The organism is Sphingobacterium sp. xlx-130, from assembly GCF_011007405.1.
In the GTDB taxonomy this organism is placed as follows: domain Bacteria; phylum Bacteroidota; class Bacteroidia; order Sphingobacteriales; family Sphingobacteriaceae; genus Sphingobacterium; species Sphingobacterium luzhongxinii.
The window spans coordinates 435864-458019 of the sequence record NZ_WFKN01000006.1 but is presented as its reverse complement, the minus strand read 5'-3'; the positions used below and the strand labels follow the sequence as shown (position 1 = coordinate 458019).

At 37.5% G+C, this 22156-nt stretch carries 22 protein-coding genes and 1 pseudogene; 3 read left to right on the top strand and 20 right to left on the bottom strand.

Annotated features, from left to right (window positions below; translation table 11 throughout):
- Positions 1–220 precede the first annotated feature (220 nt).
- The 18 genes and pseudogenes from G7B18_RS13460 to G7B18_RS13380 all read right to left on the bottom strand — a co-directional run bounded on the left by G7B18_RS13460 (position 221) and on the right by G7B18_RS13380 (position 14521).
- Positions 221–1327: a hypothetical protein gene (locus G7B18_RS13460; protein WP_164123047.1), complete on the bottom strand. Its 1107-nt coding sequence runs from the start codon at positions 1325–1327 to the stop codon at positions 221–223.
- Between the two features lie 150 nt (positions 1328–1477).
- Positions 1478–1849: an HIT family protein gene (locus G7B18_RS13455; RefSeq protein ID WP_205601715.1), complete on the bottom strand. Its 372-nt coding sequence runs from the start codon at positions 1847–1849 to the stop codon at positions 1478–1480.
- 22 nt (positions 1850–1871) lie between these two features.
- A complete protein-coding gene (locus G7B18_RS18960) occupies positions 1872–2294 on the bottom strand; it encodes an HNH endonuclease domain-containing protein (RefSeq protein WP_205601714.1) in 423 nt (140 codons plus the stop codon).
- Positions 2295–2524: 230 nt separating this feature from the next.
- Positions 2525–2899, bottom strand: coding sequence for a hypothetical protein (locus G7B18_RS18955; RefSeq protein ID WP_205601713.1), 375 nt, complete (start codon positions 2897–2899; stop codon positions 2525–2527).
- A gap of 5 nt (positions 2900–2904) precedes the next feature.
- A complete protein-coding gene (locus tag G7B18_RS13445) occupies positions 2905–4167 on the bottom strand; it encodes a hypothetical protein (protein ID WP_205601712.1) in 1263 nt (420 codons plus the stop codon).
- Between the two features lie 110 nt (positions 4168–4277).
- Positions 4278–5702: an McrB family protein gene (locus G7B18_RS13440; RefSeq protein WP_164123043.1), complete on the bottom strand. Its 1425-nt coding sequence runs from the start codon at positions 5700–5702 to the stop codon at positions 4278–4280.
- A gap of 8 nt (positions 5703–5710) precedes the next feature.
- Positions 5711–6259: a hypothetical protein gene (locus G7B18_RS13435; RefSeq protein ID WP_205601711.1), complete on the bottom strand. Its 549-nt coding sequence runs from the start codon at positions 6257–6259 to the stop codon at positions 5711–5713.
- Positions 6260–6267: 8 nt separating this feature from the next.
- Positions 6268–6618, bottom strand: coding sequence for an energy transducer TonB (locus G7B18_RS13430; protein WP_164123039.1), 351 nt, complete (start codon positions 6616–6618; stop codon positions 6268–6270).
- Between the two features lie 42 nt (positions 6619–6660).
- The gene (locus G7B18_RS13425) at positions 6661–7476 is read right to left on the bottom strand and encodes a hypothetical protein (RefSeq protein ID WP_164123037.1); all 816 of its coding nucleotides are present in this window, start codon (positions 7474–7476) and stop codon (positions 6661–6663) included.
- Between the two features lie 2 nt (positions 7477–7478).
- Positions 7479–8165, bottom strand: a complete 687-nt coding sequence (locus tag G7B18_RS13420) for a hypothetical protein (protein ID WP_164123035.1) — start codon at positions 8163–8165, stop codon at positions 7479–7481.
- Positions 8165–8473, bottom strand: a complete 309-nt coding sequence (locus G7B18_RS13415; protein WP_205601710.1) for a hypothetical protein — start codon at positions 8471–8473, stop codon at positions 8165–8167. The genes G7B18_RS13420 and G7B18_RS13415 overlap by 1 nt, the downstream gene beginning before the upstream one ends.
- Before the next feature lie 144 nt (positions 8474–8617).
- The gene (locus tag G7B18_RS13410) at positions 8618–9892 is read right to left on the bottom strand and encodes a hypothetical protein (RefSeq protein WP_164123033.1); all 1275 of its coding nucleotides are present in this window, start codon (positions 9890–9892) and stop codon (positions 8618–8620) included.
- Between the two features lie 108 nt (positions 9893–10000).
- Complete coding sequence (locus G7B18_RS13405) at positions 10001–10207, bottom strand: hypothetical protein (RefSeq protein WP_164123031.1); 207 nt, start codon at positions 10205–10207, stop codon at positions 10001–10003.
- A 15-nt stretch (positions 10208–10222) separates the two neighbouring features.
- Positions 10223–10465, bottom strand: a complete 243-nt coding sequence (locus G7B18_RS13400) for a hypothetical protein (RefSeq protein ID WP_164123030.1) — start codon at positions 10463–10465, stop codon at positions 10223–10225.
- Positions 10466–10494: 29 nt separating this feature from the next.
- Positions 10495–11079 carry a hypothetical protein gene (locus tag G7B18_RS13395; protein ID WP_164123028.1) on the bottom strand — a complete coding sequence of 195 codons (585 nt, stop codon included), beginning with the start codon at positions 11077–11079 and terminating at the stop codon, positions 10495–10497.
- 1374 nt (positions 11080–12453) lie between these two features.
- The gene (locus G7B18_RS13390) at positions 12454–13746 is read right to left on the bottom strand and encodes a TlpA disulfide reductase family protein (RefSeq protein ID WP_164123026.1); all 1293 of its coding nucleotides are present in this window, start codon (positions 13744–13746) and stop codon (positions 12454–12456) included.
- Between the two features lie 140 nt (positions 13747–13886).
- A pseudogene (locus G7B18_RS13385) lies at positions 13887–14033 on the bottom strand (ATP-binding protein); the annotation flags it as partial.
- 281 nt (positions 14034–14314) lie between these two features.
- On the bottom strand, positions 14315–14521 hold the full coding sequence (locus tag G7B18_RS13380) for a helix-turn-helix transcriptional regulator (protein WP_164123023.1): 207 nt from the start codon (positions 14519–14521) through the stop codon (positions 14315–14317).
- A gap of 898 nt (positions 14522–15419) precedes the next feature.
- Here G7B18_RS13380 and G7B18_RS13375 point away from each other — a divergent pair.
- The 3 genes from G7B18_RS13375 to G7B18_RS13365 are packed head-to-tail and all read left to right on the top strand — an operon-like array spanning position 15420 to position 20689.
- Positions 15420–16154 (top strand): redoxin family protein, encoded by a 735-nt coding sequence (locus G7B18_RS13375; protein WP_164123021.1) that lies wholly within the window; start codon positions 15420–15422, stop codon positions 16152–16154.
- 3 nt (positions 16155–16157) lie between these two features.
- Positions 16158–19298, top strand: coding sequence for a SusC/RagA family TonB-linked outer membrane protein (locus G7B18_RS13370; RefSeq protein ID WP_164123019.1), 3141 nt, complete (start codon positions 16158–16160; stop codon positions 19296–19298).
- 2 nt (positions 19299–19300) lie between these two features.
- On the top strand, positions 19301–20689 hold the full coding sequence (locus G7B18_RS13365; protein WP_164123017.1) for a RagB/SusD family nutrient uptake outer membrane protein: 1389 nt from the start codon (positions 19301–19303) through the stop codon (positions 20687–20689).
- A 29-nt stretch (positions 20690–20718) separates the two neighbouring features.
- Here the strand turns inward: G7B18_RS13365 and G7B18_RS13360 are convergent, their stop codons facing one another.
- Positions 20719–21117, bottom strand: a complete 399-nt coding sequence (locus G7B18_RS13360; RefSeq protein ID WP_164123015.1) for a hypothetical protein — start codon at positions 21115–21117, stop codon at positions 20719–20721.
- Positions 21118–21328: 211 nt separating this feature from the next.
- Positions 21329–21808: a MauE/DoxX family redox-associated membrane protein gene (locus G7B18_RS13355; protein ID WP_164123013.1), complete on the bottom strand. Its 480-nt coding sequence runs from the start codon at positions 21806–21808 to the stop codon at positions 21329–21331.
- Positions 21809–22156: the final 348 nt, after the last annotated feature.

Below are 22156 nucleotides of genomic sequence, written 5' to 3'. Positions count from 1 at the left end.
CTCCACAGCACATATGTCAGATCAGGTGTGGTTATTACAGCTGTTTTAATTATTTTAGTCATAATTGTTCATTTTCTATTACTAATCCAATTGAAGGAATGCACCGTCAGATCCGTAAAATAACGAAGTCGATAGGCTCAAACTAAATAAAGGCTTGTATGAAGTAGTCAAGACTTTATCTGACTATTAAGCATTCCTTATCAATATAGTAAGTCTGCTATTATTTTCTTAAATTTTTTTGTGATAAATCTTTAAATTCAATAACTCTTCCTTTAGGTTGCCATCCATATTTTATTTTACTAGAACCAAATGTATCAAAAGCATCTAGACAAAGTGAAGTAACTTCTTTTGCCATGTCAACGACTGGAGGTGGAACTATTGTTTTAATCACATATTCTACAGTTTTGCCTATAATCTTTGAATAGATGAATTTTATGATTTTATCTGACTTTTCGATAAGCTCATAATCTTGTGTTAGCAATTTGTTGAATTCGCCTACTATATTTTTATCATCGGAAAGTTCATGAATATGATTCCTAAATTCTTCTGTCGACTTATAAATTGCAAGCAACATATCATAGCTTATCTTTTTGTCCATATAAGCTCTTCCTGGGGAGTTTAAACCTTGTAATATATACTCTTCAAATGACTTAAGTTGATGATTAGAAGTTACATTTTTATTAAACAAATCGAAAGACATTTCTTTAAGAATAGATACGTTAATTGGATTTGATATTTCAGAATCAAGATCACTTGATATTAGCAAGTCGCCTTTGCTAACTCCAAAATTCAAAAGAAAATCACTAATATGAAATTCATAGCCACAAACCTTTTTAAAATATTCCTGAAAGCTGTTAAGATCCCCCTCATACCTTACGTTATACAAGTCTCTGTTAAGAAAAATCTTTCCATTTGATTCAAATTTTAGATTTATAGGAGCCTGATTAATGATTTCTTCAGACTTCGAATTTGTAAATACTCTAAAGTACTGATTAAGTTTTCTTTCGTTTTTTAAATCATTATATATACTATCTGTTAACTCTAAAGGGTATGAGTACTCTCTAAAGTATGGAATATGATGATTTGCGAACTGGTTGTTTATTGTGGAGTTTCTTACAAAAGCTCTATTATAATCATATAATATAGCTCGTAAAGTTTTACTTTTTGAGCTATATGTAGATAGGTAAATATCATTATCACCCACTATTCCTGGACCGAAAATATTTTCTTGATATAAAAGAATAACTCTACCTTGGTCTGATAATTCTCTAAGCAAATCGATACCTAAAACATGCAATAAGCGATGGACACTTGATGAGTTGGTCATTAGTATGACTTTCTTGTAAAGTAGAAGAGTGTCAAGAAAGTCTACAAAATCTTCTTTGGTCTCAAATTTGGAATTTATTGTAATTGAATCTAGCATATTCCTTAGGGAATTTGAATGTAATTATTCTTGTATTTAGATTATTATTAGTACCTAATACGCCCCCTTACTGGGTATGACATGTCTGACACCGCCTCGTGGATTTTCCATATCACCAGCGAATCGAGGTATCAGATGACAGTGAAAATGAAAGACCGTTTGGCCTGCAGTTTCACCGCAGTTCATACCGATGTTATAGCCATCTGGAGTAAACTCTTTTTCAATAAGTGATTTAGCCAGCATGATAGCATTATCTAGATCTGCCTTTTCATCAACAGTAAGCTCAAAATAATCCTTACGAAGTGATTTTGATATTATTAACGTATGTCCAGGACTTACAGGAAAGCCGTCTCTTATCAGAAAAAAATATCTAGTCAGACCAATATACCTGTCTTTACCGATCTCAAAAAATGTCTTAATACCCATAATTAAAAATTCCCCCGCAGCTCTATCTCTGGACTCCATTCGTGTTAGAGTAGGAGAGCGCGAGGTTATATTGTGTTTGCAGAAAGTTACGTCTTTTTTCTAATGTTTTACCTGTTTGGTTGATGATCGTTTCGGCCAATGGATGTTTACTTTCTATATAAAATTCATTACGATTGAATAATCGTTGCAGATACCTTCTATGAGGCACGCGTGCGCTTTTACTGCCGTTGACCTTTGGATCTGTCAATACAAGGTTCCCGACACCATTGATATTAGCTTCATAAGCAGTATGTGCTTTCTTGTTCAAATGAGGTAAGAAATGATCAACAGCACAGATGTTAGGATTGCCCTTGTTTACGAATATATCCTGAAAAGAGTAAAAGCACTTTCCTTTTTGATATCCGCTGAGGGAATCTCTCACCGAGGTGATATCAATGCGACGCATAAGACCATGATCTAAGTATAGTTCCTGTTTTAATGCATCATGTTTTACTTCTAGTAGGTTTGGGTTGATCTGTAGGTTCCAAGCAGTTTCGACGAGGTTTCATCGTGCATCCACCTCTTGATCTAAGTTCAAGAACTGTGTGGCTTCTTTCAATTGGAAGATACTATCCGTAAGAATAATCTCTTTCCTTCCCTCAGCATAATTCTTCTCATAGAAAGGATCATGTATTATTAGAAAGGATCATGTATTATACCACCATTGACATTCTGAAAAGCGTCAATCACATTAACGAATCCCAGTTTAACAGTCGCTTGCAATAATTGATCATGACTGATCTTACCATTTATATGGTCTCGACAAGTATTCAAAAACTTGCTCGAGGAAGAATTTCCTTGCTTGTCACTCTTTTTAAGATGCTCAATAATGTTTCTAGAAAAAGGATCAGCTAGTTCCTCTAAGCTCAATACACTACGTCCAGACTCCAAAAGCTCAATTATAGATTTGGCGAATGCAAACTTATAAGTAGCCGAGTTCTTACCAAAAAGGATAAGAGCTCGCCATTGAGATTCTAGTGTAGGATCATCTATTTGAAATTTAGTCAGCATAACGATTAAGTGCTTTGTGAATGATCAAGTATATTATCGAGTTCTTTCATCAAAACTTCTTTTACTCGAGGAATGACGCTTTTTGAAAGTGGGATACCCAGAATGAATATTTTATTTTGGGTGTTGTTTAATGAATTGTGGTAGTCGATATGTTTACATTCGACGACATTCGCTGGGTAACACAGAAAACCGTATTTTACAAGACCATTGCTGAAGGAATTATAGGCAAGGATCTGGTGTAAATCCTTACGGTGTTCTTCTTTTAGCTTATCACTTTGGTCGTATTTATTGAATAACTGTGCTTTGTATTTTGCATCAATAAATACATCGATCGTATCCTTTTTTAAGATCGCATCAGGTTCAAGTTGCTTTAATTCCCACGAGAATGACTTGGATTTGTTTGATCGAAATTTGAAGTTTGTAAATAGTTGCCCTCCCGATTCTTTTGCATATTCTTTAAATATATGTTGAACAAACTTTTCAAACACCTCGTTAAAGTCTACCCGCCACGCAATTGAATCAACTAATTGATGTTTTAAGACCCTATTTGCAATTGCTTTACATTCTTTTATCACCAGACTGTCTGCATGATGTATTTGTATTTCACTGGTCTTTTGCGGTTTGTGGAACTTCATTTTGCTGTTTATAAAATCTAATTTGGATCTTACAGCACTTTTGATTTTTATCGGAGTTGTGTTTGCCGATAGACTCTCCGAACAAATATCAAAGACATAGCGAATTTGAGCATATTCGGAATGCAGCTCCGTTAGCAGACTTTGCCTAACCGGATATTTTAACTTGTTCTCTACCTTGTATTCATTTTGGATGTATTTATTCCAATTGACCTGCCCCAGAGGTTCATCTTTTACGATCTCTTTATTCGTGAATTTCCGCCATGGGATCTTCACTAATTTTTCTAAAGCATGGATAAATTTAATCGCCTCCAAATAAAGTGGGGGACGGAAGTTTTTGCCTGATGCTAAGGGCAAAGAGTCTAAAAAATCAATTTTTAGATCAGTTTCCAGTAAGTTTATGATGTCAACGTACTCTTCAAATATATGCTTATTCGTAAATCGAGGGACGACCAAGAAGTCTCCGATCTGTTTTCCGGTATCGGAACTTCTCAAAGGAATTGCGCCAATGTAATGACTGCTTTGGAAACCAATTTCTACGTGCTGGTCATTACCTACAATGAATGGATTTACACCTAAAAAATCAAAGCTCTTTTGGTTATATGAAACAAATTTCTGAAGATATTGTCCCATCATTCTTTTATCTGCCGTCCTAAACCATTTTTTTTGAATAGCTGTCCCAGTTAACTTTGTCGAAGACTCAGTTAAACAAGGTATTTGATAAAATATGTCAAGATATTTATGCATTAATCCACCAAGCTTAGACTTATTCGATTCATAAAATATGTATTAAACTCTTCTTTAGCTGATCGCAATAGACCTTCCTGCAGATATTCCTTTATTAGTGGAAAGATTTCGTATTTGATTCTAGCGGTCATTTCCTCATCATTTGACGCAATAAAATATCCCTGTCCAGGTTGTAATGATAATTCATCACTGGATGCATACCAATTGAATATGCTGTCTATAGCGTTATAATCTTCGTTATAAAAGGAGTTAATGTCGTCTATTTCTGTTTCTTTTTTTGAGGATTTTCCACCTATGGGTTGAGGAGATACGGTGTACCATGCAAATCTACGTCTAAGTGCAAAATCAACAACAGCTAAACTTCTATCAGCCGTATTCATGGTGCCAATGACGTAAAAATTATTAGGAAGCTTATTAATCTTTAATCCAGGTGCGATTTCAATCTCAACATCACTGTCTTCCATCTTGTGCTCAAACAAATAAAATACAGGACCAAGAACATTAGCCAAATTGGCTCTATTAATTTCGTCGATAATCAACACTACATCGTCTTCTGTATTTAGTGCATGTTGAATAGCGTTATAAAAAATGCCGTATGCATCTTGATATAACAAAGTATTAGATGCAGTATTAGGTCTTAAGCCATATATAAAATCGGAGTAGCTAGTTTCTGCATGAAATTGCGTAAAGAAAACTTTAGCTCTTATTCCGTCGGCAAGCTTTTTTGCTAATCTAGTCTTGCCAGTGCCTGGGGGTCCTTGTAAGATCACAAATTTTCGGTCTGTCATCAGTTCAATAACTTCATCAAATTGATTTGACACATTTTTCTTTTCAAAAGCAGATAACGCAATTTCTACCGCTTTCCGATGTTCCTTATTATTAGGCCAATTTCTTAGTCTTGCGTAAGCAGCGGTAAATGCAGCAATCACTTTCTTTCCTTCCTCACTAGTAGGTTTATTCACTATTTCACAAACAGGTAGAAACTTAGTGTATCTTATAATTGTACTTTTTAAATGAGAAAGTTCTGGTTTACCTGTAAATGATTTTGGTAAGGATGTTTCAATATCTGTAAAATCTGATTTGCAGTAACCATTTTCTGATACCAAACTTTTGAACAATCTCCGTACACCTGGATATGTAGCAAGCTCATAATCATTTTTGAAACCTAAGGAACCTATCCCTAGACAAATAAGGTAAGATTTATCTTCTTTGTCTGGGAAAATAACTAATGAGAAATCATGGTATTGTCCGCTAGTACTTTCTTCGGGTTCAACGAAGCCAAAGTAAGCTCCGTTGTCATTAAGTGCGTCATCTCCAATGTTCTTTCTTTCTATGTAAGAATTTCCGTGCTCTTGGCCGACTTTTGCCCCAAATGATATTGCTAGGGCATTAATATAATCTCTAACTTCTTGTATCTTGCTCATTTGCGTAATTATTTCTTTTTTTTCTGTTGTTCAGCAAATCTGAGAAATCCCTGCTCATAGGTAAGTCCTTTGCAAGCAGGGGAGAATATGTAGTTGATCAATGAAATTGGATCAATATTTTGGCCATCTGCTTTATTAGCCAAGGTTGTTAAAGGTTGAATCGCTTTTTGTTTGTCTTTTATATCTATTGTTTTCTTTAGATGTGTATAAGCAAATTCCAGAGATTTACTTACTTCCGTATACTCTGGTTCTTTTTTCATCAAGTGAAACTCTTTGATAAGTTCACCTATGGTTTTTGAAGGTACATCAGATACTGGAGCATGTTTTGCAATATTAGATAACCCCACAATCTTTATCATGACACTATCTGCGCTTGTTACTCCTGCACACTTGTAAATAGCACGTTGGTACTTCTTTAGAATCGTTTCTCGATTCGAGTCTGTGATTTGGATCTTACTCAACTCTTCATACGATATTTCCTGTGCTTGTGCTGTCAAAGGTCTTATCATCATTAGCATGCCTAAGACAATTGCAAAGGGTAAAAAATAGGTCTTCATTACTGCCATCACTTCTTATCCAATACTATTGTCATCGGAAGCAAGTACGCTATCCGTTGTGGTTCTCCGTTAATCACTGCAACGCTCCAATTTTTGGCCGTAGACAATTGCTTTATGATCTGTTCATCTATTCCGTATCCCATACTATCCTTTACAGCTACTTTACTTAGGGAGCCGTCCAGCTCGACGACGAACGAATACTTGCCGGATAACTTCTTCTTACCCGCTTCCTTTCTAGTGGGGAGCTTAAGCTCTTTAGTAATACTTTCTGTAGCCGATTTGGGGTCAATCTGACTATATCCTGTCAAAGTGAGTAACAGTAGGCAGGTCAAAGACGAAATCTGTTTTATTTGATTCATGATTCTATATTAATTTTTAAAATATATCCCTAATTACCACCATCATATCAAACTGATAAACAATACAAACTCATAACCATTCATATCTATTTCTGGGGGAGCCTTCCATTTAAAAGCTGTAGCATATTCGTTTAGTATTTTTATAAAGTTTTTATTCAGTGAATTGCGATATCCAAATGCTTTGATATCAGTCAGCTGTCCTTCGTTTGATACTTTGAATTTCACCATTGCATCACCCAGCTTGAAAAGAGATCCCCCAGAAAAATCCAGGCTTAAGTTTTTGGCAAATAGTCCACAGATCTCATTTGCAAAATTCTGAAATCCACCTGCCGGTAGCATATTTGAAAAGTTTGTTTGGATCCCAATATAGGTGAGGTCTACAAATAACTTTCTCTCTGCGTTCATTACACCTGCTGTGGATGCCCCGTAAAGACCCTTAGGACTAATTGCTCTAAAATCTTCTGTGAATAAGAAAAGAGGGAGTTGGAATAGATAATTACTGGCAGTGTCGCCTTTGAGTAACTTTTCTCTATTCATACCACTTCGCTTCCTGTTGTAATCCGTAAGCGTTTTTATCAGGTTATCCTCTGTACCGTGACCTGTGTTTGATTTTGCAATAATAGATTCAATCTTGCTGTCATTCGTAAATAAGATATCCACTTGCATAATCGGATTGCTATTATTCCATTTCGAATCCTTAGGGAATTTCAAAATCCTCACGATATCCGATTTCAGCAACAGTGCATCCTCATTATAAGGTTGGATCTGATAGGTAGTGGCTGTACTAGTTTTTATTTGGCATTTCGCTACAACGCTAATACAAACTAGTAAAGGTATAATCGTGAAAAAATGCTTCATACCTATGGTTTCTTAACAACTTGCCAATAGCCTTTAATTCTGTAAGCCGCGAGATTGTCTATTGCATCGTAAATAAAATTCTGCTTAATATTTTCTCCAGCTTGATCTTGGTTGTAATCAAAGGTCAAATGGATCGCCTCTTTAGTCGTTTCTATCTTAAGATTTTTTTCGCTTAATGGCAGATCATCAGATATTTCAGGACTATGCTTAAAGAAAGTAATAGATTTAGAGTCTGGACTGATCGTATAAACTCTAGATTCATAAAGTGGGAGGGTGTCTACTTGTAGAAATCCATTGTAAGATCGATTAATCGATTCCACTTCCCTTTTGTATTCTTCTTCACTTAATGGCGGTAATTGATCGATGCTCTCTTTGATTAATTTCGCATAATATTGTTTTATTTTCTCTTTGCCAGAATCAGAATATGCAAAATAGAGCTTTACAGATTTAGCTTTTGTATCGAATGTAAACTCCGAAATGGATTGTGGGTCATAGAAGTTTCCATGCCTAACAGTAAGTTGATTGTTATTTCTGTCATAGTATTGCCCTACGAATTTGAAATTATATGTCCCATCTTCCGGAAATTTCAAATTAGAGTTTTCTATCACAGGTTCCGTCTTGTCACAGGAGGTAAGAAACACTGGCGATAAAGCTAGTCCTAGGTACAGTATAATTCTATCTAACGTCATTATTTGTTGTTTTTATTACCCTGCTCATAATCAATTTTAAACAGATGCGATTGCTGCTTATCTCTATTCAGTTTATCGTAACTATCTCTCGTAAACGCAAAGTACACCACATAGAACCATCCGAATATCCCGTGCAGTATCGCCCACATGATAGACTTGTTGCGATCCCACGAGGTAACAACAGCGATAATAGAACCAAGGCCTACGCCAGATTGCGTTACAGTTTTCGTGGTTGTGTTAACTACTTCTTGTCCAAAGATCATAGTGATCAATGACAAGAAAAATATCGTTGTTGCTAGTTTTTTCATATATCAAGATGTTTTACTTTCTTTCTTGCGTCTCCCTCAACCTCATCTTTATTTTTCGTCGAAGCTAGGGTATTACTCAGATGATTCTGCCTCTAGTAAAAGAAGTTTTGTTAACGTCCATTCTTTTTCCATATTATGAGTGCTTTAGTTATTTTTAATATTTCTCTTTTCTAAGTTTTTCCTATTAGCTACTGTTACCCAGTTTTTCCAATCATCGAACTTCTTATAGAGACCTACCGTGCTAATAAATTCTTCAATCACCTGATCTTTCATCTCAGGGTTTTCCCGACAGAATAGCAATAATCCACAAAGCTGCAGGGAAGTAGTTAAACAATGGTTTCTACTAGTAGCGTATGGAAGCATCTGTTCTGGAAACGAAGGAAGGTTACGTTCAGATAATGGTAATTCCCTGTAAGTATTGACTATAAGTATTCCTTTTGGCAATATTTCGTTTTCTGCAAAATGATTAGAAACCCATTTTTCCAATTGGGCCGCATGTTTTTCCGCAGCTGACTTCGTTTGTCCTTTTATTTCTACGACAATCTTTTGATCTTTCCAGTCCAATAGTAGGTCATCCCTGTTCGCTTCTGTATTGAGAACTTTGAATCCCAATTCCACAAACACCATTCTCACAGTGTTCTCTAGGGTTGATCCCGTGGATGTCCAAAGTTGTTTTAGTGGTAAAAAACTTGAAAGGCGAAGTTCAGTTTCTTCCCTTTTTTTTATCAAGTTTGTTATTTCATCATCAATCTTGACCAGCAATTCTCGTTCTTGCTTTTCTCCTGGTAAATTGTATGTCGCTGTCCATTCAGGTAGGCCTAAACCTTCTTCATCTCTTCTAACTTGTTTACAGAATTTATACAAGTCAGATAAAAATTCATCTTGCTCGAAATCTGCATCTTCATCGAAGTCAGGTAATAGTACGATATCCTTAGTGTAAAAACCAACTGACATCGCCTTCTTTGATTTGGCATTTCCAATACTGCTTCCTGGATGCTTTGAAAAACAAGCGCTGTAGGCAAAATTTTGAAAATATTTGCCAAAGAAGGCTGAAGATATATTTTCTTTATTGATTTCAATTTTTCTCCCCTCAGCCTTGACCTCGTCGATTTCAATTTCAAATAGAGAAGAAAAGGGGTGGTGGCCATGTAGCGCAAAATTTAAGTGGAAGAATTTGGGTGTAGAGCAAATAAAAACAATAGGTAAATTTTTAACAGCTATAAATTCTTTTAGATCTTTTACTCTTCGCTCAACATCATCAGGTCTACTATCTTTAAGTTCACTAGCCATTGTTTTTGTGTCAATGATAATGAAATCATATTCCAGCATGTTCTGATTGGACATAAAATCAAACCCATCTTCGTTTATAAAATACTCACCTATTTCTCCGATATGCAGTTCATCCATAATCTTACTCATTCCTTATTCCGCAACCAATCAATTCTTACTTTTATCCTCTTCAGATTTTCCTTTAATTTTCTTAATGCCTTCTCGTATTCTCTTTTGCCATGATTTTGGGTAGTCTTGTTATTTTGTAACAGTCACTACGTTCTTAAAATCCTCGACTGTATACCCATATCCCGGTCCCATTCCAAAATCAGTACTGTAAAATCCTAACGCGCGAATCTTATCTCTAATTTTCTTTTGCTCTTCCTTGCCTGCTTTCAGTTTGGCTTCTATTAAAGCGATTATTTTGGTCGCTTCTTCTGTTGTAAAGGTATCTTTGCCTTTCATGCTTTCTATCTTATCTTAAATTATCTCAGGTGGCGTTCCGTTCTTGTCGTTAGATTCACGGATTGCTGAAGCAATTTCTTTCAGCGCCTCGCTTTGTTGGAGCAGAGCAGAGGTGTGTTCTCGTTTCGCTACCAAATAGCGGTTTAATAAGATAGATAGGACTTTATATAGCCCGTAGAATAAAGCAGCTATTAATAACCCATAGAATAATGGGACTAGTATGAATAGTTCTTGTATACCCAAAAAAAGTAAGTTCATAATTTAAGTATCTATATAATTGTTCGTGTTTATTTCTTTTGTACTTTCTTAGGAAGTTCTAAGGATACGATCTCGTAATATTCTTCAGGTCTTCCTGCACTAGATTTTCTTACGCTATTACCAGTCTTCTTAACGTTGTTTTTGAGCTCGTTGGAAAAGAGTCCAGTGACACGAGTAGCTGAACCTATTTTTTCTTGAAGCTCTTTGGGGAGACTTTCGTAAACATTTGAGGGAAGAAATTCTTTCACACCAACAAATGTTGTAAGTGCTCTTAGGATTTCGTTTTTTAAATCGATCTTCTTGTAGTTTTTTGTTTCTGGAGGTCCAATTTCGCTTCTAAAAGCGATTCTTTCCTGAGTTGCTAGTGGAAGATTCTCTATTTTGGGTAACGCGAAATCAGGATCGCCAAATTGGTAGTACGTTAAGCCGAAAAGACCAGATACAGCATCTAGCTTTTTTAACGTAGGACCGTTGACGGCAGCTTTTGTGTCTTTTACAAAATCTGTTGTTCCTCCCAATAAATGCTTTATGTCAGCACTATACAGACCATAAAAGTTCATGTAATACTCGAGTGTTAAAATATATTGTTCGACGACATTTTTGCTACCAACCATTTATTGAAAATATTTTTATATTTTGTATATAATTGTTTATCTTTGTATTAGTTTGTTGAAATAGCGACACGTAGGGCAGAGGTAATACTCTGCTAGCAACGATGTTACTCTCGTCCAAAAACCGGTAAATGAACACGAGAGGACTGCGGTTCGCCAATTTCTACTGGAAATACTATCTTTACGAAATATTACCAGTAGGGGCAACCGTCTATAGGTCTTCTTGGGTTCAAGATACTGGTCTCGTGTAGGCCAGTTGACTGGTTTCTTAGCGGTTTCCAGGGCAAGAAGCAGGATGGTTTCCCCTATTGGTTTCAATCAACCTAGGCACCTTCATGCTTTCTGAGTCACATCGTTTCATAAACTTTTAAAATTATGATGAGACGATTAAAAACCACCACGCGAAACCACCCAGACCCGATCCAAGATCGAAGTCATCGGTTTTCCCTTTCGCTATTTATTAAGAACGTTCCTTGTGCGCCAGAGTAAAGTTGATATTCACGTATACAGAAAAAGGGGTAGGAGAGATTGCCACGTCGTATTTTATGCTGTAGGCAAAATACTCCTCGTAATGACGTTATAATCTAAAAAACGCCATTACCTGCTTTCTGCTTACCGATCCTTTTTACTGTGCATTACAATAAAAAGAAAGGCTTATCAGCATACTCTGAAACTAGACATTTTAAAGATAGCCATAACTTTCTATTGGTACAAATTTGTTTGTATTTTATGTTGTATTAATATGCAATATGTAGGTCGGTTCTTGTATTTTTCTTTTTGAAATGCCACGTAGCTAACGTTTAAACCAATTATAATCAAGATCGGTGGCATTCAAAAATCAATTTGATTTTTGAATCTGTAATAGCTATGTCTATTGCGATATTACCTTAAGAAATGACAAATTTTAATAGGGGTGGGAGAGGTATGTCCTCATCGCTCGAGCCGCGAGAGGCTCATACTTTCTTTCTTGATAAAGAAAGTATGCAAAGAAATCAAGGCGTTGAATGCTCGCCTAAATTTGGATTGAGAGTCCTAAAATCAAAATTCTTAACGGCTGTGCATCCAAAGGTCGTGTCTGTAGACGGATTAATAAGCTGCATTTTTAGAAGATGTACTGAATATACCTTACTTATCCAGTGCTTGCCCAAACTCAAATCCACTGATTTAGGCTAGCAAGTTCTATCATGAGCACAAGTCTTTTTGGATATCTTATTGGGTTTAGAGTACTCTATCTTTCAGAGATAGAGCACTTCAGCCATTGAATCTGATGAGATTCAAAAAGAAGCAAATAGAAATGCCCCTTAATATAACAACTACTAGTAATGTTATCAAACCTATGCTGTTTGGTTAAAGAATTTTTTTGAACATGTTTAGCGTCTACTTCAATCTGCTTTCCAGAATTGTTTTCACCTGTTCTACTGTAGGCGATACCGCTAATATTGTTCCATCCGTATCCACAAGAAAGAGACCACCACCAGAAGTTTCTATACCGTACTTTCGCCATATAAGCTGGTTGTCATCGAGTTCCAAAAGGTTAATCCAAGGATATCCGTCCATTTTGGCAGCTTGTTCAGCATTTTCTTTTTTTCTTTCCCTAGCGACGCCTACCACTTCAAATCCCTTGTCCTTATAAGCTTCATATATGGGGATCATATCTTTACCATGTTGTCTGCAGGGACCACACCATGATGCCCATAAGTTAATTAGTGCAATTTTTCCTTTTATTTTAGTTGAAATTTGGATCGGGTTATCCTCAAAATCCGGCGCGGTGAAGTCAATGTACTTACCACCGACTTTGATTATTTGCATTGATTTTATTAGATCATCTGCTCTTTGGGTGTAGGGGTGGTTGGGAAAAGCCGGCTTATAATTTTTATGGTACAAGGTAATAAGTTCTGGAATACTGATAGGAAGCGGACTTTCTGATGGGTATTGCGCCATTTTGAGAAGGCTAACTAGTTCTGTGTACGTTATTATGGTAGTTTGTTTACGTATTTGTTGCATTTTCCAGATGATTAAATCTCCAAAACGTTTTTTTTGAAGATTTACAATTTCGGTAGCGGCAGGGGTCAATAATCTTTCTTCTCTTTCCAAATGATCATACACAGTCATTAGGCTGTCTCTTAATTCTTTTTCTTTGATTGTATCCAGTTCTCGATATATCGAATAAGCTTCTTCTGTCAAGAATAGCTCTTCTTTTCTTAATTTTTCAGCTTCTTCATGCAATTGCTCAAATTCAAATTTTTCATCCTGTACTTTTTGATACTTGACGAAGTCTTGGTTAATAGTACCTCCTTCAAGTCGGTTCAACTTAAAGAGGTGCATAGGGTAAAGCGTGAGGTGAATCGTATCAGCTTCTGCAAAGAATGGAACAGGTTTCATTGCTCCCAGTTTTAATTCATCATCAAATGTCAAAGAATAAGTTTCAATCTCTTTTACAGTTAGTTTGTATTTAAATTGATTGTTTTCAATAGGGATTTTAATTCCTGATACGCGGAGGTCCTGTCCATCTTTTATTAAAATTAGCTCTTTGCTGTACGGCCGATCGATTACCGTTCCGAGAATTGTACACTGAAATGTTTTTTCTTGTGCCAAACAGTTGAGTGTGGTTACCATTAAAAGAATAAAGGAAAGATATTGTGATATGATCATTTGATAGTTGTTTTTCATTGTTTTTATTTGGTTAATAATTAGCTGTACTTAAAGACACTCCACCTTGGTTGGATATAATGGTGATATTGACCCCTCCGCTGGACATACTGACCTCTCTATCGAGTTAGTATCTCAGTCCAATTGATGACCTGACAATATTACTTCTTTTTTCTTAGACTTTCACCTTTTAGTTCAATCCGATATGAGCTATGTATCAGTCTATCAAGTATGGCATCTGCAATTGTATCTTCACCGATCACATCGTACCAGCTGGCCACGGGCAACTGACTGGCAATTATGGTCGATGCCTTTGTAATCTTCCCTTAAAACAGCTACGATTATTAATGTAGTTTTATAATTTAGGGTAATGAACAAAAGTAAGTTTAGCGAAATACAGATCATCCAGATTTTGAAAGGACAAGAGTCTGGACAATCTATTCCATAAAGCCGTATTCGGATTTGAGTATTAGTGGAATCAAGTAACGTAACAGTATCACCATCGGCGACTCTCACTACTTTTCCTATAATTTGAGTGAAAGAGATGAGGGGAACTAAAAATAAAAACGCAAAAAGAAGATTGTTCATTCTATTCCCATTTTGTTGGATGCAATAATTCTCTAATATCCACCTTTAAAAATTTTGCAATTTTATGAAGGTCTTCAAGTGGTGGTTGTCTATGATTGTTTGCCCATCTTGAAACTGTTTCTTCACTCTTTTCTACATATTTAGCAATATCTCTGTTGGATACTTTTTTTTCCTCTAGAACTTCAGCTAGTCGATTAATTTTGGTCATGATCAAATATTCCTTAAAATAGTTTGACGTTTAACGTCAAACTGTTATATTTGTATAAATTAAATAGCGAATTATACTATACAGTGTAACACTGTGTAAGAACGAGTCTCTCTATAGGAAATAAATCCGGCTTAAAACAATGACCCTAGAGAGTACAGTGGATCGTCTATTTATTACTGGAAATGCATATCTTTACAGCATATCCAGTAGGACGGTCCTTGCGCTTGTACTCCTGTGGGGTGAGTAATGGTTTACTATTACTCATTGGTTTTTTCCATTAAGCCGGATTTTCCACCCTAGCAGGAGGAGTAAGGACCGAAACCGCTGGGCCATACTACTTGCTTTAGAAGTTTCTCGTTCACATAAACTTTAAAAATTATGAGAACGAAAATTAAAACCAACAAAATCCGCCCAAGACCGATATTCCATCGGTCGTCATGGTATTCCCAATTCTTACACATAAAGAACGTACCGGCCTCGCCGGAGTAAACCTTGTCAAGTTATTACAGACAGAGGGGGGCAGTAATTACACTAATTACAAAAAGTGCCATCCTATATCAGACAAAGTCTAATAGGATTAAATACGCAATCAGCCCATCTAAAGTCTGTAATCCGACCTCTGTATATGAAAACAATTAGTCCATATAGGTCAAGAGAATCGGTTTATCTTATTGTTTCGCACCTTAAAGATAAGACAGATTTTATTGCCTACCAACTAAAATGCTTTGTATTTGATATTGTTTGTCAATATCGAGAGAGGTCGGTGTTTTATTTATTTCGTGAATGGATGGTATAAAAACCGATTATAAACCAAGAATAACCAATTAAATCCATTCAGAAATCACACTAGATTTTTGAATCTGTAATAGCTATGTCTATTGCATAATCCCTTAAAAAAATGAACATTCTTTTAAAGGCTGGGAGAGGTATTGCCTTTGGCCAAAGTGAACGAGTTAACATGTTAACAAGTTATCAAGACCTTTCCAGTCGCCCGATAGAACCAGATAAGTACGTGCTAGCATGTGCGAGATTCCTCCGCTACGGTCGGAATGACGGGAGGAAAATATGTAATAATTTATTAATGATTTTCTGTGTTTTGTTTAGTGGCCTTTTGGCTTCTCCTGCCTTCGGGCAGGAGGCCAATGGCTTAAATACTGTTATACCCGTCAGAGTGGGAGATAAGGTTCCGCCTGAATTCTGGACAAAGGAGCATATACTTTACAAAGATGGTGACACCATCACAATGACCTTAGAACATCTTCGTGGAAAACCATTTATTCTTGATTTCTGGGCTACATGGTGTGGAACCTGCATTCAAAACTTTAAAAAAATTTATGGCTTTAGAAAAGACGTATACAACAATATTGATATTGTGCTTGTCAATAGTGATTTGAAAAAAGATGATCTAAAGGGAATTGGAAAAGTATTGTCAGAATCGAACCACTTTCAAGGAGATCTGGGGCAGTCCATAGTCTTTGATACTTATTTGAAGCAGCTTTTCCCTCATCAGGCCATCCCTCGTTACATCTGGATAGACCATACCGATAGGGTTCAAGCGATTACTGGTTTTGACTTTGTGACGTTAGATCAAATTCAGAGATTGGTTAGACGTAGTAGAGGCCTTTATTGGTAGTATATGAATAGGTTATTTATAACAGTACTGCTGCTAAATCTATCAATGATAGGTTATGCACAAATGAAGTTGTCCGGTAAAGTAAAGGACAAAATGGGCAGGGGAGTGGATCATGCTACGGTTAACTATCTACAAGATATAACCAAGACAGACTCTTTAGGTTATTTTGAAATAAAGGTATCAGAGTCATCAGGAAGCATTACCATTCATAAGATAGGGTATCAGGATCAAACGGTTGGCTTTAATGCCGCTAATCTTGCTAATGGTATCATCGTGGAGCTGTCGACTATGTACGCGGAGATTGAAGAGGTGGTGATCAATAACGGCTATCAGTCCATAAATAAAGAGCGATCCGCAGGTTCGTTTTCGGTTATTTCCCGAGAGCAATTGGACGCTCGCCCATCAATTAACCTCATGGATCGTCTAGACGCTGTAGCTCCAGGATTACAGTTTGATAACCGTACGGGCGGTGCAAAAATCAATATCCGAGGTATTAATACCTTAACAGAAGGACTTATGGGACCATTGATTGTTGTTGATAATTTTCCGTTTGAAGGGTCTATGTCGGATATTAACCCAGAAGATGTGGAGTCGGTTACGCTTTTGAAAGATGCTACAGCAGCTTCGATATGGGGCTCCAGGGCGGGGAATGGGGTTATTGTCGTAACCACAAAAAAAGCAGCGGCTTTAGCCGGGAAAGCAAAGATTTCAGCCACGACCAATTTTAGGATGAAGGATAAACCGAATTTCTTTTATGAACCGACTATATCACCTCAGGATTTTATCGGGGTCGAAAAGATGCTTTACGAAAAAGGGTTTTATGATGATGTAATTAATGATTTAAGTAATAGACGTACTGTATTATCACCTGTAGTCGATTTACTTGTCCAGCATTCAAAATCAATAATTACACAAGAAGAGTTGGATAGCGCTTTAGCCGATCTAGGTAAAAATGATTATCGAAATGATTATCAGGATTATTTTTATAGAAATGCACTGGATCAGCAATACCATGTGCGCATGGAGAGCCCAGGCGTAAAGCGTAGCCACAGTACGGGGATAGGTTTCGACCATTCCAAGGCTCCGGTTATTACGAATAGTTCAAGTAGGATTTCGCTGTTGCACAACAGTACATTCCGGCCTTTAAATAATTTTAGTATAGGGGTAGATATTGGCTACACCTATGCCAATGCCAATACCGGTGGAAGCACTACACTTCAGAATGTATACCCTTATACGGATTTGGTTAAAGATGGGGTGGCTCAGGTAGTGCCTTATCAGTATAACCCGTCCTTTCTGGATACCGTAGGTAAAGGTCGGTTTTTGGATTGGAGATATAGGCCCTATGATGAGCTACGGGCCACCATGAATAAATCGAGCAGAAATCAATTGAATACTACCGTAAGGTTACGTTACGAACCCTTGCTAGGATTATCTACGCAGTTGGTTTACCGATTTGATAATACAGACGGGATTCTGCAAAATATGCGTACCCAAGAGAGTTATATGGTACGGGATTTAATAAACAGTTTTACGCAGGTGGATAAAAATGGAAAACTTACCTACCCCGTACCGTTAGGTGCTATTTTGGATCGGAGTTATACGGATGTATGGGCGCATAATTTGAGGGGACAGTTAAATTTTGATCGAAGCTATGGTTCTCATGGTATTTCCACCTTGTTGGGTGCGGAGCTGAGCCATCGGTCTAATTTTTCAAACGCTTATCGCTTGTACGGCTATAACGAAGATCTCTTGTTGAGTACACAGGTGGATTACCTTAAACCGTACCCATTATCTGGGAACTTAGGAGGGCAAGCCTATATACCGGACTATGTAGGTGATGAAGGAACTGTGACGCGCTTTGTGTCCTTGTTTTTCAATGGATCTTATCATTATAAGCATAAGTACATATTTAATGCCTCTATGCGACGTGATGGATCAAATCTATTTGGCGTAAAGACCAATGCAAGATGGAAGCCGCTATGGTCAACAGGAATAGCTTGGGTATTATCCAAAGAATCATTTTTAATACATAGCCCGTGGATAGATAATTTAAAACTTCGCTATACACTCGGTCATAGTGGCAATGCGGGAAGTGGAAATATCGCTGACCCTATTATGCAATATCTAGGTAATGCCATGTATACCAATTATCCATATGCCATGGTAACACAGCCTTCCAATCCAAATTTAAGATGGGAGGATGTACAGATGATGAATTACGGGTTGGATTTTGGATTTTGGAAAAGTCGTCTTTCCGGATCTATAGAATGGTATAATAAAATTTCTACCGATCTGATCTCTGCCGAACGGATAGACCCAACATCTGGATTTTCAACAGTAAGCCGTAATATAGGTGAAGTTAAAGGTAGAGGACTGGATATGGAGCTGAATACACGGTTCAGAGTTGGGAATGTAAACGTCCAGTCTGGCTTTGGTTATTCCTATGCGACGAATAAAGTCACGAAGTATGATGGTGTAGTCCAAGACGCCAGTTGGTACACAACCAATAAAGGGACTAATTTTGACCCTATAGTCGGGAAACCACTTTATCCAATGTTCTCTTATGCTTTTGAGGGGCTCGATGGGGCTAATGGTGATCCAATTGGTTTGTTGAATAAGCAACAATCAAAAGATTATAAGTCCATTTTGAAGGATTCCATCGGGAATATAAATTTTCATGGATCTGGATTGCCCACTTCGTATGGTTTTTTCAGGAGTACGCTTAACTGGCGAAACTGGTCGCTGTATTTTTCTATCTCCTATAAAATGGGGTATTATTACCAGACTTCTTCTATCGCCTACAATTCATTGTATTATGGTCGTTCTGGTCACTCTGATTATTATGACCGTTGGCAAAAGCCAGGTGATGAACAACGGACATCAGTTCCATCGCTCCAATACCCAGCTTCATCAGAAAGAGACCAGTTTTATTTGTACTCCGATGCAAATACCAGAAAAGGGGATTTGATCCGTATGCAGGATCTGCGCCTATCCTATAACTGGAAAAATATTTCGCTCAGTACATCTGTAAATAATCTGGGCTTACTTTGGACAGCGAATAAGGAGGGGCGAGATTCAGATTATTTAGGTATGCCACCTCAAAGAGTTTATAATCTAGGTTTAAAAATTAATTTCAATTAGCCATGACAAAATATGCATTATATAAAATGGGGAGTATCGCTCTTCTATTACTTTCTTCAGTCTTCTATGGCTGTGAAAAGTTCTTGGATGAAAAGAGTACGATGTCATTGATGTTACCAAAAACCTACGACGATCTGCAGGCTTTGATGGACAATAACGGTAGTGTTAATACAGGGATGGGACCAGGATTACTAGAAGTCGGTACCGATGATTACTATTTGCTTCCTACGGTTGCAAACAAGTTACAAACTGTGGATAAGGATCTGTACTTTTGGAATGAATTTCCGGGGTACACCACTTCAATTACGAATACCCAGTGGAAAAGACCGTACATTCCTGTTTTTGTTGGGAATACCGTGTTGGATTATGTAGATCGTATCAATGAAAAAAATCCATTGAAATATAATATGGTTAAAGGATCCGCTTTTTTTATTAAAAACTATGCATACCTCCTAATTGCACAGACGTTTGCTCCCCCATATAATTTAAGTGGTACGAATGAGGATCCTGGTATTCCATTAAAGATGAGCAGCGATGTGGCAGAAAAAACGATTAGAAGTACGGTAAAAGAGACCTATGAGCATATTGTAACAGATTTAAAGAAAGCAGTAACTTTACTGCCTGCAGATATCGATAGCAGAATGCGTCCTTCCAGACCGGCAGCATATGCAGCGTTATCTCGCACCTATCTTATTATGGGTAGGTATCAGGATGCCATGGAGAATGCTGAGCTCGCTTTAAAGGGTTATGATGTGTTAATAGATTATGCGAACTGTGATTCCAATGCGACTTTACCATTCAAGATACTTAATGAAGAAACTATATTTCATGCGGTTAGTGTGGGCTTAAAACCATTGAATCCATCTCGTGCAACTATTGATAAAGGATTATATAGTAGTTATCAAATTAACGACTATAGAAAGAAGTTATTCTTTAATAAACGAGCAGACGGCACCTATTCTTTCAAGGGAAGCTATACAGGTTTCAATATACAGAGCACCTTTATTGGCTTGACCGTCCCTGAGCTCTATTTGACACTAGCTGAATGCTATGCGAGATTAGGGAAGGTAAGGGAATCGGGGGAGGTGTTGACTAAGCTGTTGGTGAAAAGATATAAGTCTGGTTTTGTGATGCCTATTTTTGATAACAAAGAAGACCTTTTAGATTATGTCCTTTTAGAACGACGTAAAGAGATGTTGTTAAGAGGAGTGCGGTGGTCTGATCTAAGAAGATTGAATCAGGAACCACGACATGCAAAGGTGTTAGAAAGACAGGAAGTGGTCGGGAGCGACACGATTAAACATGTATTGAATATTGATGATAAACGGTATACTTACCTTATTCCTAACGAGATTATTGAATTTACGGGTATTCCCCAAAATCCAAGATAAAAGAAAATGCGGGCTAAGCCCGCATTTTACTATTCGCTTCGGAAAGCTTTTACTGCTTGATTTGTGTTTTCAGAAGTTAAAGCTTCTGATATTAAAATTTTAACAGTTTTACCTCCCGTGCCTGGTACCACATGATTCAAATCAGGGATACTTGAATTACTTGGATCTGCCGGAGCTGTAAGCATGCAAATGGTCTCTGGATTTGTATCACAATCCTGTGTCGCAAACAACGAATACTGTGAAGCATCCTGCGGATTGTTATTTGCTGGATTCGGAGCTCCATTAAAATACCAATCCTGATCGGCAAGGACTACTTTTGCAGTAGTATTTTCTTCTGATAATTGATGCGCACGAACCGAAAGGTAGGTGCCCGATGCAATGACGATGGCTGCCAAAGCCATTGCATAATTTTTGATGTTTTTTAGCATAACGCTATAGTTTGTTGTTTATAATTTCTTTCCATTTTTACCTCTGGAAAGATGAAGAGGGGTTTGTTATCCAGATCGACCTGCATTTTGGTTCGACGCCCCAAGTCGTATCTATTAGATAGTCGAAAAGGTCTTTTGGCCGACACGCCCTGCACCCAGTGGCCTAGCCACCGAGATTCGTTGTGGTACCTGTTATCAAGTTATCCTGTTATCAAGTTATCGTGTTAAAAAGTCCATCTTTAGCATTCGTATTGTTATCCTGTCTGAGTTGCTTTTTGTCAAATTTTGTAGATAGAAGATAGCCGGTAATACTGATGGCTAAGAAAAATAGATTGAACCAGAGGTGATTTGTCCAGCCCATCTGCGGTATCGCCAGTCCGCAACTGCAGGGAGGCTTGCCCCATACCTGGAGCAGAACCAGTGCGATATAGCCCGTGAAGAGTATCAGCTGTATGCTGGATAGCAGCAGACCCACCTTGCGAAAGCGCTCGGCTACCAACAAGATCGCCGTCACCAGCCCTAGAGCGGGCAGGCTATAGATCAATGACCAGGCGACGGTATAGCTTAGCGGTTGCTGCAGGATCCCTGATTTAAAAGCCTCATAATGCATAATCTTGTATAGACTGCTCGGTATCCATAGGGCCAGCAGCAGTACGACTAGGGTGTTAAGTAGGTAGGTGTTTGTTTTCATTTTGTTATCTAGTTATCGTGTGAACGGGTTATCAAGTTATTTTTCGTTTGCACTGATGTAGGCCAGTACTTCGTCTGCCGGTTGTGCCCGGGGTATGCTTCTCTTTACATCTTACAGGCATTGTTGCATATTTCAAAGGTAGCGCGAATACCGATGAAAGCCGGTGTCCTCATACGACCAGTTGCGTGTTATAATCCGACTTTTGTGCTGATTTAAAGCTTGTTATTAGCTTGTTTCGTTTTTATTTGTTAATTTACGATAACAAATTAAGCCTTAAGGTATGCGTTTCGAGGTCAATACATGGGTATGGGTGGCGCTTTCGAACAATCGGAAGCTGGCATTTGTATT